This window comes from Aureispira anguillae (assembly GCF_026000115.1).
Classification (GTDB): Bacteria; Bacteroidota; Bacteroidia; order Chitinophagales; family Saprospiraceae; genus Aureispira; species Aureispira anguillae.
Window position 1 is genome coordinate 1256499 of sequence record NZ_AP026867.1, and the last position, 12367, is coordinate 1268865.

Annotated in this window: 8 protein-coding genes; all 8 read left to right on the plus strand. The window is 36.7% G+C overall.

The genetic code is table 11. From position 1 onward, the window contains the following. Positions 1-2 precede the first annotated feature (2 nt). The 8 genes from AsAng_RS04700 to AsAng_RS04735 all read left to right on the plus strand — a co-directional run bounded on the left by AsAng_RS04700 (position 3) and on the right by AsAng_RS04735 (position 12364). A complete protein-coding gene (locus AsAng_RS04700) occupies positions 3-968 on the plus strand; it encodes an acetyl-CoA carboxylase carboxyltransferase subunit alpha (RefSeq protein WP_264791636.1) in 966 nt (321 codons plus the stop codon). Positions 969-1190: 222 nt separating this feature from the next. Further along, the gene (locus tag AsAng_RS04705; protein WP_264791637.1) at positions 1191-1715 is read left to right on the plus strand and encodes a DUF6913 domain-containing protein; all 525 of its coding nucleotides are present in this window, start codon (positions 1191-1193) and stop codon (positions 1713-1715) included. A gap of 19 nt (positions 1716-1734) precedes the next feature. Further along, on the plus strand, positions 1735-2631 hold the full coding sequence (gene dapA / locus AsAng_RS04710; RefSeq protein WP_264791638.1) for a 4-hydroxy-tetrahydrodipicolinate synthase: 897 nt from the start codon (positions 1735-1737) through the stop codon (positions 2629-2631). A 28-nt stretch (positions 2632-2659) separates the two neighbouring features. After that, a complete protein-coding gene (locus AsAng_RS04715; RefSeq protein WP_264791639.1) occupies positions 2660-4318 on the plus strand; it encodes a glycosyltransferase family 39 protein in 1659 nt (552 codons plus the stop codon). A 259-nt stretch (positions 4319-4577) separates the two neighbouring features. After that, the gene (locus AsAng_RS04720) at positions 4578-6086 is read left to right on the plus strand and encodes a serine hydrolase domain-containing protein (RefSeq protein WP_264791640.1); all 1509 of its coding nucleotides are present in this window, start codon (positions 4578-4580) and stop codon (positions 6084-6086) included. A gap of 249 nt (positions 6087-6335) precedes the next feature. Then, positions 6336-7970, plus strand: a complete 1635-nt coding sequence (locus AsAng_RS04725) for an ABC1 kinase family protein (protein WP_264791641.1) — start codon at positions 6336-6338, stop codon at positions 7968-7970. A 375-nt stretch (positions 7971-8345) separates the two neighbouring features. Continuing rightward, entirely contained in the window at positions 8346-10862 is a 2517-nt protein-coding gene (locus tag AsAng_RS04730; protein WP_264791642.1) for a penicillin acylase family protein, read from the plus strand. 44 nt (positions 10863-10906) lie between these two features. Continuing rightward, on the plus strand, positions 10907-12364 hold the full coding sequence (locus AsAng_RS04735; protein WP_264791643.1) for an OmpA family protein: 1458 nt from the start codon (positions 10907-10909) through the stop codon (positions 12362-12364). Positions 12365-12367: the final 3 nt, after the last annotated feature.

The following is a 12367-nucleotide window of genomic DNA, read 5'->3' on the forward strand; positions in this document are numbered from 1 at the left end:
CTATGCTATTTTTAGATTTTGAGAAGCCGATTGAAGAATTGTATGAACAACTAGCTGAACTTAAAAAAACGGCAGATTTAAATGATGACGTGGAGGCTTTAAATGCAGCAGTTTCGGCATTGGAAAAGAAAATTACTACTACTCGAAAAAACATATACAGTAATTTAACAGGATGGCAAAAAGTACAACTTTCTAGACATCCTCATAGACCTTACACCTTGTTTTATATTGAGCAAATGTGTTCTCGTTTTGTAGAAATGCATGGCGATCGTTGCTTTAAAGACGATAAGGCAATTGTGGGGGGTATTGGAAAATTAGATAAACATAGTGTTATGTTTATTGGGCAGCAAAAAGGAGCGGATATAAAAATGCGCCAATATCGAAATTTTGGTATGCCTAATCCTGAAGGATATCGCAAAGCTTTGCGTTTGATGAAAACCGCTGAACGATTGGATTTACCTGTGGTTTGTCTTATTGATACACCTGGTGCTTTTCCTGGTATAGAAGCAGAAGAAAGAGGACAGGCAGAGGCTATTGCTCGCAATTTATTTGAAATGGCTAAATTGAGAGTGCCTATTATTTGTGTGGTAATTGGCGAAGGTGCTTCTGGTGGTGCATTGGGAATAGGTGTTGGTAACCGTATTTTTATGATGGAAAATACTTGGTATACCGTAATCTCTCCGGAGTCTTGTTCTACTATTCTTTGGCGTACGGTAGAGCACAAAAAAGAAGCGGCTGAAGCATTGAAGTTAACGGCTGATAATGCGCTAGAGTTTGGTATTATTGATGGCATTATCAAAGAACCAGTTGGTGGTGCGCATTTGCAACCAGAGGAAGCTGCTAAAATATTAAAACGTCACTTGAAAAAAGAACTTGTTGCGCTGAAGGATTTGTCAAAAGACGAATTGGTGCAGTCTCGTATTGAAAAATACAGCAAAATGGGTAAAGTTACCTATAAAACAGTATAGGATTAAGAATTTACTATACAAACAATAAACCTTAAGAAATCTATCCTTGATTGTATTGGATAGATTTCTTAAGATAGAATGTCCCTCAAAGTCATTAATACCAATTAGACGACAAATAAAAACAAATTGTAATATATTGATTGCGTAAGAAATTATGGGTTGTGATTTTAATTAACTGTCCTACCAAAAATCATAATTGTTAATTTAAAACAGTCCCCCTGTATGAGTTTATTAAGTGGTTTAAAAGAAAGCTTGTATCAACGAAAGTTGAAACAGTGTATTCAAGCGAACAAAAAGCGATCGGCTTGTAATTTTGATACGGCGAGAAGCATAGGTTTAATCTTTAATGCAAGTAATGAAGCTGAAGCTAAGATTGTTTTAGGTTATAAAAGAGAACTCCAAAGTCAGCGAAAGAAAGTAAAATTAATTGCTTATAAAGATGCCAATCAGCTGACAGAAGAAGAGGCTTATCCTTGTTTTTGTAACAAAGATTTGGGCTTGAATCAAACTCCAAAAAAACAGGAAGTATTAGATTTTATCCACGAACCATTTGATTTATTAATTGCCTTACATGTTGACAACTGCCAACCCCTAGAGTATATTGCTGCTGCTTCTGCGGCAAAATTTCGAATCGGGCATTATCGAGAAGATAAAACCGATTTTTATGACTTTATGGTTTATGGCAAAAGCAAAAGTTTAAGAGCATTGATTCAGCAAATGGAAAACTATTTAAAGAAAATCCAATAAGGGCTTAATGGTATAAAAAATGAATAAATTATTTAGAGGAACAGGAGTTGCATTAGTAACGCCGTTCAAAGATGGAGCAATTGATTATAATGGCTTAGAACGCCTGATTAATTTTAATATAGAAGGTGGCGTAGAGTTTTTAGTCTCATTAGGGACAACGGGCGAATCGGTGACCTTAACAGAAGAAGAAAAGCATGCGGTATTAGACTTTACAGTAAAAATAACAGCTGGTCGAATTCCTATTGTTGCAGGTTTTGGAGGAAACAATACAGCAGCCGTCATTAAAAGTATACAGAATTATCATTTTAAAGGAATTGCTGGTATTCTGTCGGCGAGTCCTGCCTATAACAAACCTACTCAGGAAGGAATTTATCAACATTTTATGGCCATAGAAGCCGTGGCTCCTTGTCCAATTATTCTCTATAATGTTCCTGGACGGACAGCTTCTAATATGACCGCAGCCACTACCTTGCGTTTGGCAAATGCTAGCAATAAATTTGTAGCCGTTAAAGAGGCTTCTGGAAATTTAGCACAATGCATGCAAATTATAAAAGGCAAAAAACCTGCTCATTTTGCAGTGCTTTCGGGCGATGATAATTTGACCTTACCGCTGTTGGCTTGTGGAGCGGATGGTTTAATTTCTGTAGTTGGAAATGCTTATCCTCAAATCTATTCTGATTTAGTGCGAGCAGGATTGGTAGGTGATTTTGGTACTGCTAGAAACCTACATTATCAATTGATGGATTTGGTCGATTTGCTCTTTGTAGATGGCAATCCTGCGGGCGTTAAGCATGCCTTAAATTGTTTAGGTATTTGTGGGGAAGAATTGCGTTTGCCATTGGTTCCCGCAACAGTTGCTACTCAACAAGCAATTGGAAAGATCGTTACTCAATTAAAAGAAACGTCTGCGGTATAGCATGAATAAAACACCATTATATAAAGACATGAGGCTATATACTTTTTTAGGTATTATAGCCTTTTTATTTATTCATCATTATGGAGGCTATTTTGGGCACTATGGTTTTGATGATATAATGGGGTATGGCTATTATGGCAAAAAATGGGCAGATGGAGAACTCTTTTTTCTGAACGAAGATTTTTTCTCTTACCGTTGGGGATTTATCAGTTTGACAGGCTTTTTTTATGCCTTATTTGGTGTCAACGATGAGGTGTCGGCAATTGCACCCTCCTTGGTTTTGTTGGCAACAGTATTGCTTATTTTTCGAGTATTAAAACAACAGCCCAAGCAAGTGGCTGTTATCGCAGCGGCTATTTATGTCTTGGACAACTGGACGATGTATTATTCTGACAAATTAATGCCAGATACTTCTGTTGCTTTGGCTACGTTTGCAGCTTTTAGTTTGATTGGAAATCATCGTTTTGATCAAAAAGGGGCACAATCCTTCAAACATGCCTTATTGTTGTCTATGGTATTGATTTGGGCTTATATTACCAAGCAATCTGTACTGCTGTTGTTTCCTGTTTTTTTCTTGGTAATGCTGTTGGATATTTTTCAAAAACGTTATCTCAAATTTTGGATATACACAACACTTTGTTGTATAGCGATGGGGGTATTGTATCTCTTATTAATTTACGGTTTGACAGGAGACCCCTTAGCTCGTTTTCATGCTGTAGAAGCAGGGCTAGACGATAATTTAGGCGCAGGTCGTTCGTTTTCTTTTTGCAATTATGCCATTCAACCTTGGTCGGTATTGTGGTATCGAATTGGTTACGAAATGATCTACAAATTTATGGCAACTGGAATGATGATAAGCCTAATGTTGGCGTTACCAGCCATTTTTAGCCAATCTTTTAAGCGTTTTATCCGTTTTGAAACACCTGCGGCGTATTGGTCTCTGATCTTGGTATTGTCCTTGTTGTCGTCCAATTTTATGACCACTTCCTACAAAGCTTATTTGCCAATTTGTCCAGATATTCGGCATTTTTTATTCTTGGTGCCAATGGCAGCAGTAGTAGCTGCGCCATTAGTGTATGCCTTTGCGAAGGAAGCCAAGCATCGGTATGCATTTATCGCTGCAACAACCTTGGTTTTTGTCTTATCGAAATGGTCTGCTATTGGAAATTTAGAATGGTGTTATGCTGCTATAATGGTTTTAGTGCTAATACGTGCGATATTGCCAAATCGCAATTCTATTACTTGGGGTTTTTTATTGGGAATAGCCTTAGCTGCTTTAGCTCCAATTGTCTCTTCTATGCAAACGGCCAATAAACATTCTTATGTAGAACAACGGGCTGTTATTTACAAATATTTTAAAGAAAAACCACATAAGAGTATTGTTGTAACCAATGTTATCCAAAAACATTTTGGGCAATACTTAATGGAATATAACGAAAAAGGACCTGTTCAATTTTATGATTATTCAGACATTCCTACCTTAACTTTTTCGCCAGAAACTACGGTTTATGTTTTAGCCAATGGAGCCACTCGTTATATGTCCAATTTTGATTATAATGATTTGCCTCGTTGCATCAAAGATTGTTACGAAGGGAAACGTCCTCCAAGTATTCAAGCACTTTATGAAACTTCTGAAGTTGCCTTGTACCAACTCAACCAACCCAATTTGCTCAAGGGCGTTGAATAGTGTTGCTTTTTTTACAATAGATGAAGTCTATGGTTCTAAACTACCGTGAACAATGCAGTCATTATCACAGGCTGTTAAATTCTATTTCCAAAAGAAAATTCCATTGCATTTTTGGTTGATTTTTTGTATATTGCGCAGCTATATGCTTTTTGGAGTAAAACCACTTAAAAGCATAACTTTCTTACTTTTATAGCGGTTAGCATTTTATTTAATTATGCTAGCCAGCGGTCTACTAATTAATATAACCCTATACAAGACTATGATCAAATTCCTCTTGCAAGCCCTTATTTGTGGAACCATGCTTAGCACTTTGTCCAGTTGCACCCTGACAAAAATTGTTGTATTTTTTAAACCAGGGATCAACGACCACAAAAAGATCTTTGTTTGTGATACAATTCCAGGAGCATCAACAGAGAATTGGGCAACCTCCTCACTAGAAAACAGCCCTTACTCGAAGCCTTTATTTACCAATGTTCATAACCCTGCTAATATTCCTGCGCTTAAACAATGGATTCCTAAATCTGAAAAGGTGACAACCTCGGATTTAGATGATTTTTTGGAAACTTCCAAAACAACGGCTTTGATTGTGATTAAAAATGACTCTATTTTGTACGAACGTTATTTAAATGGAGGAAGTAAACAAGAACCTAAAATTGTTTTTTCGGTGACTAAGGCAATGACGGCAACATTAACGGCTATAGCTGCTGAAGAGGGCTTACTCTCTTTGGATCAAAAGGTTGCGGAATTTATTCCTGAGTTTGGAAAAGATGCTCGAAAAGACATCAGCTTACGGCATTTAATGGGAATGGTATCTGGGTTGAAGTGGCATGACTTTGATAATGTTTTGCGATTGGGAGGTTTGTATTATACCCCCAACCAACAACGTTTTGTTAAAAGAGCAGCCAAACAAAAGCATGAGCCAACAACACATTTTGCTTATAAATCACTTTCTACGCAGATTCTTGGGATTTGTTTAGAAAAGGCAATTGGACAGAGCTTAGCAAGCTATTTGGAAGCTAAAATATGGAAACCTGTTGGTATGCAGTATGATGCTATGGTCACATTGGATAGTAAAAAACATCGCAACGCTAGAACTTTTGGAGGGATGGCCTTAACGGCAGCAGATATGGCTCGCTTTGGCAAGTTAATGTTAAACGATGGTCTTTGGGAAGGACAGCAGATTGTTCCTAAGTGGTTTGTAAAAGAACTTAAAAATAGGGATTTAAGTCGGTGGTTTGGGTATTCTAATTGTTATTGGCGCAATGGCTATGAAGAGGTTGGCTTTGCCAATAACCAGCAGTATTGGGCAGCAGGCTATCATGGACAGTATATTTTTGTTTCGCCTAAAGATAACATTATTTTGATTCGAACAGGCTCTAGCGAAAAGCATCACTGGTCAATTTTGCTAGGACGATTGGCGGCTATGCTTGGTGCTGGTCGAACGGATTTAACCGATAAAACGCTAGATTTTGGAGCGCAGTTTGAAGGAACTTATCAAAATCAAAATGGAAAAAAAATGCACTTAGAATTGTTGCCTCAATTGGATGAATATGGACGTAGAGAATGGCTTTGGAAAAGAGATCTTACTGTATTTGAAGAAGGCAAAAAGCTAGAAAAATTAGTCCAGTTGGATGGCATTAGTTTAGGTTATAAAAAAGGAGGGGTGCAAACTCGAATGTATTATGTAGTGAAGGATGACCAAGTGGTAGGGTTTTATTACAACTCTTGGCCCGCAGCAGGATTGGACTATTTTGAAAAGGTACACTAAATGAAAAAACAATGAAGCAAAAAACTATCTCACTAGTGTAACGAACCGACCTCAGGGAGCTCATAAGCGCTAGCGCACTAGCTAATTAACGGACTATTAAAATAGTACAACTAAAAGGGATTGGTTTATAAGAATCAATACCCTTTTTTTATGAAAATGCCTTATTTTGCAACTATTCAATCTATAAATTATGTTTCTTTTTATGGAGGATGTTTTCAGATCAAAGAATCAAAAATCAGAATAGTTTTTATGCAAAAGGCAAGCACAAGACGTAGAAAAGCATACGGGGTAGCATTAAGGGTTGGACTTAGTTATTTGGGGCTCTACCTAGTTGCCAAAATAAGAGGAAAGGCATATTGGTCGGCTCGAATAAAAGAAAAGAATAAAAAAAATGCAGAACGGATTAAGGATGTTATGTTGGAGTTGCAGGGGTTGTTTATAAAAGCTGGGCAACTTATTTCTACCTTATCCAATGTCTTGCCAGAAGAATTTAGGGCACCATTAGAACAGTTACAAGATGATGTTCCTCCACATAATTTTCAAAAAATTGCTGGAGTTATTCAGAGGGAACTAGGAAAACCGATTACGGAAATTTTTACAGCATTTGAAGAACAACCCATTGCTGCTGCCTCCATTGGGCAAGCTCACCGAGCTAAAATTGGGGATAAGGATGTTGTGGTAAAAGTACAGCATCCCAAAATTGATGAATTAGCCCATGTTGATCTAGCCATTATCAAAAAGCTGGTAAAGTTGGTTGCTCGATTTATGAAAATCAAAGGGATTGAACACCTATATCAACAAGTGGAGCAAATGATAGAGGAGGAGCTAGATTATTACCAAGAAGCAGAATCAATGCAGCTCATTAAACAAAACTTGGTGGGAGAAACTCAAATTTATATTCCAGCGGTTTATACCGAATATAGCTCCAAAAGGGTATTGACCATTGAATATTGCGAAGGAGTAAAAGTCAGTGATCTTGACCAAATCCAAGCTTGGGGTCTTGATTTAGGAGCATTAGCAGAGGCGCTTGTTCAGGTCTATTGTCAGATGATTTTGGTAGATGGTTTTTATCATGCCGATCCACATCCTGGTAATTTATTGGTAAATCAAAAAGGGCAGTTGATTTTATTGGATTTTGGTGCCGTATCGAAGTTAAGTGATGAAATGAAAAAAGGCATTCCTAAATTGATTCAACATGTTATTGAAAAGGATGCTGAAGAGATGGTAAAAGTTTTGCGAAAATTAGGATTCATTGCACATGGTGATGATAATGCTAAAATTGCAAAAAAAATGATTGATAAGGTACAAGATTTTGTAGAGCACGAATTGCAGTTGGATACCTTAAATGTTCAAGATATTAGTGAAGAACAATTAAGAAAGGCGTTTCAGTTGATTAATATAAAAGAAATGACACAGATTATGCAGATTCCTAAAGATTGGGTGTTGCTAAATCGGGCAGTTGTATTGGTTAGTGGTGTTGTCTTTTTGCTAAAACCAGATTGGAATCCTATTCATACGCTAAAGCCTTATCTCGAACAGGAGTTGATGGGAGGGAAGGGTGGTTTTGCCCAAATGGCGCTTAATTTGGTTCGGACTCAAGTTAGCGCAGCCGTAACACTGCCCGTAGAATTGCAAAAAGTAATTCGAAAAACGAATCAAGGAAAACTAGAGGTAGAAGTTAAGGAACTAAAAGAAGGCTTTAAACAACTGCAAAAGATTGGGCAGCAACTCATTTGGTTATTGTTGTTTTTTGCATCCATCTATTTTTATCTCTTATTAGATGCCAAAATGAACTATCCTAATTTATGCCTGTTTTTTCAATTTTTGGGAGGAGGTTCTTTTTTAGGTTTTGCTTGGACATTGTTACACAATAATGAGACTTGATCTATTGGCATTCCTCTATTAATAAATTGATAACAAATTCTAAACAATGCGAATGCATATTATACAGATTTTAGGCTGTAGAATATGCATTTTTTTTATTATATTGTGACCTGTTTTATACTCAACAATCATAACTATTATCAAAAAGTTGTTTAATAATGGGCTAATTGTATTAAATAGAAGTTATTTGTCCCCTAATTTAACCTTGGTTATTGGTATTTTTTATCGCCGCAATTTTTATCTTTTTTTACTAAACTGCTCGTTTACAAAATAAAAAGGTGAAAAATCCATGGAGCATTAATAGCAAAAATAGGGCTTCATTTAATTACCCCATCTTATTGTTAAGCAACTGCTGAGACACCTAGGAAATTACATATGAACTTTTTTAAGTTATTTCTTTCTTTTACCATAACAACACTCTTTATTTGGGTCTTGGGAAATCCCTACCAAGCAGGAAGCCCCGAACAAATAAGTACGGATGAAAATGGTGAGATGATTACTATTGCTAGCACAGAAAAATTTATTCCTCCCATTGGAAAACTATTGAGCCCTTCTCATGGGTTTTGGCAAAATGCAGAAAGCGCAACGCCTTCTTTTGAGACAACCATTTATAATGAGCAACTTTCTGCACCCGTTGTTGTGAAATACGATGACAGAATGGTACCTCATATTTTTGCTGAAAATTTGGAAGATGCTACTTTTGCCCAAGGCTATGTTACGGCATCTTTGCGTTTGTGGCAGATGGAGCTACAGACCCATGCTGCTGCTGGACGCTTGGCTGAAATCTTAGGAACAACAGAGAAAGTTCGAAAAATACTGGTAGAAAAAGATTTAGAGACCAGACGTATTGGTTTGCCTTTAGGAGCCAAGCGATCGATTGAGTTGTGGTCTAAAGATCCTGAAAAATTTAAGGCTTTGGATGCCTATTCAGATGGAATTAATGCTTATATCAATTCGTTGTCGTATAGTGATTTGCCTTTGTTTTACAAGTTGCAAAATTATGAACCCGAAATGTGGAGCCCTATCAAAACAGCTTTGTTGCTTAAAAATATGGGGAGAACATTAACGGAAAGAGAGCATGATTTTGAGTTGACCAATGTATTAAAAAAAATTGGCTTAGAGCAATTTAATAGCTTATATGCGGAGTACTTTGAAGAACAATCGCCTATTATTTTGGACTCAATGAGCTATCTACAACCATTGGTTGTAGATGAATCCAAACCCATTAATTTATATTTGGGAAATACGGAATGGGATAGTTTGGCTAGAGAATATTCTCCAAAGGGCATAGGAAGTAATAACTGGGCGGTATCGGGAGCAAAAACAGCATCTGGTAAGCCAATTTTATGCAACGATCCGCACCTAAAGTTAAACTTGCCTTCTATTTGGTTTGAGATACAGATTTGTACGCCTGAATTTAACAGCTATGGCGCTTCTTTGCCTGGTGCTCCTGGAGTGATTTCTGGATTTAATGAAAATATTGCTTGGGGGGTTACCAATGTCAGTCATGATGTAAAAGATTGGTACGCTGTGCAATGGAAAGATGATAGTAAAACCGAATATTGGTTTGATAGTACCTATAAAAAATCAAGCAGAATCATTGAAGAAATCAAGGTGCGAGGAGCCAATTCTGTTTTTGATACCATTCTAATGACGCATTTTGGTCCCGTTGCGCATCGTAGTGGAGCGCAAGATTTTGTATTGAGATGGACTTTGCACGATGCTTCAGAGGAGCCTTTGACTTTTTTGAAATTGATCAAGGGAAAAAACTATGACGATTATAAAGATGCTATTCGTCATTTTGCTTGCCCTGCACAAAATATTGTATTTGCAGCAAAGGATGGAGACATTGCACTTTGGACGCAGGGTAAACTGCCATTAAGAAAAGAAATGCAAGGTCGTTTTGTACAACAGGGAACGAGTTCTGATGAGCTTTGGTCTGGATTTATTCCACAGAAAGATATACCACATGAATATAACCCATCCAAAAACTTTGTAGCATCTGCCAATCAACATTCTGTAAATCCTAGTTTATATCCTTACGATTACTATGGGTATTTTGAGGAGTACCGAGGCCGTTATTTGAACCGCCGTTTGATGGAAATGGAAAACATTACGGTTGAGGATATGATGGCACTTCAATACGATTCTTATAGTCTAAAAGCAGAGGATTTTATGGGCTTATTAAAACGTCATATCCAAAAGGGCGCATTAAGAAAGGACGAATTGGAAATTTGGCATTTATTAAAAGATTGGGATTATAAATACACACAAGATCAAATAGAACCTACTATTTTTGAAATGTGGTTTGATACCTTAGAATATTTAGTTTATGATGAACTAGTTGATTTTAATGAAAAAAATGTAAATAAATCTGCTGATAAAGAGTTGATTAGGCTTCCAGAAGAGTATAATTTATTACATTTGTTAAAAAGAGATACAACAAATGCAATCATTGATGTTGTAGAAACAACCGAAAAACGAGAAGAAGTTGCCGATGTTATGACACTCGCATTTCAGCGCATCTGTCAGCATGTTCCCAAGGACGACAATGGGCAAATCTTGACGTGGAAGAATCAACGTGGATCTATTGTACAGCATTTGTCTACGTTACCTGCATTTAGTGTAGATGATATTCCCTCAGATGGGCACGGTTCGACTTTAAATGCTTTAACAAAACGCCCAGGACCCTCTTGGAGAATGGTTGTTGAGTTGGGGGAAGAAATAAATGCTTATGGTATTTATCCTGGTGGACAATCAGAAAACCCAGGAAGTTATTATTATAAGAACATGTTAGACAAGTGGGCAAAGGGAGAACATTATAAGTTGTTATTTATGAAGGATAAAGACGCAGCTTCTGACAGAATTGTTTTTACACAGGATTTTAATTAGTGAAGTTGTCAAAGAACCATAACTTTTTTAAAGTAAGGACTTAAATGCAAAGAAGAAATAGTTTATATGCACTAATTACAGCTACTGGGCTTGCTGCTTGGATAGCTACAGGCAGCTATTTGTTCTCTGAAAATTGTTGCGATACAAGTATAGATAGTTACGATGGAACAATAGGTGGAACAATGCTTATTGAAGATGGGAATACCTTTCGTCTTCAAACCAAAAAAACGATTATTTTTCCTAAAAACAGTGCTAAGCCAATTCTTTATGAAGAGGTCAGCAAAAACCTAATAGAAATTGTCCGTTATATCAAATCAAACCCCATCAAGAAAGTAACCATTATGGGCTTGTTTTTGGAGGATGAGTCAGGAGGAGCGAAATTAGGGCGGGAGCGTGCAGATTCTATTCGTCAATTATTTATTAATGCAGGTACGCCCGAATATCAAATTGAGATAGAAGCTGGCCAACGAAACGATTTGACGCAAGATGTCAAAAATGAGGCTGTTTTTGGAGCAATTGATTTTATCTTTCATTGTATTGCACCTTTTGAGGTTAACGATATTTCTAGTTCCTTTAAAATGGAGGTTGCGAACAATCTTGTTTTTAATTATTCAAGTTCTTCTTTGTTATTAGAGTTGCCTGCTGATATAAAACAAGCCTTGATTGATTTGGCAACTTATTTAAATGACCAGCCCTCTCGAAAATTGATACTGACGGGGTATAATCATCCTGATGAGTTGAATAAAACAACGTTGGTGAATTTAGGATTGGCAAGAGCCAACTATGTACGCAATCTATTGGTAAATCTGGGGGCTGATGGGCAACAAATAGAAATAAAGGGAATCGCAGATGAGCGTTTGGCGGTTTTTGAATCGGATTTATACCAGCAGTTTTTGCCAAATGCAATGGGATTTGAATTTGATGTTTTGCCAATTCGATCTAAAAAATCATTGAGCCGAAAAATAAGTAAGATAGAGAGCGATTTTAAAGAAATGCAGGTTTTTCGCTTTAAGGATTTTGGAGAAGATAAACATAAAATTATTATCAATGATAAGTTAAAAACTTACATGAATGATTTAATTTTGTATCTTAGTATAAATAAAAAAGCAAAAATTTACTGTGTAGGACATAGTAATAAATTGGCTACAAAAGAGAGCAGTGCTTTAAAAGGAACCGAACGGGCTCAATATGTTCGTGATTTTTTGATCAATCATGGTATCTTGGCAGAAAGAATTGAAATTACTACCGCTGCTGATAGCCATCCTTTGGGAGAAGAAACTACCAAATATGGTCAACAAATTAATAGAAGAGTAGATTTATTTATTTCTTACGATGGCACTAAACCTAGACTATATGCTCTACCTCCAATATCTGCTGAACAAAAAAAGTTAACAACTAAGAAAAAAGTTCAGCAAGATTCGCCTAAGGTGTCTAGTACAATTGATTCTAATAAAAGAGGGGAGATACCCTCCATTCGTGAAGAAAAAAATGATTCGCTGTAATTT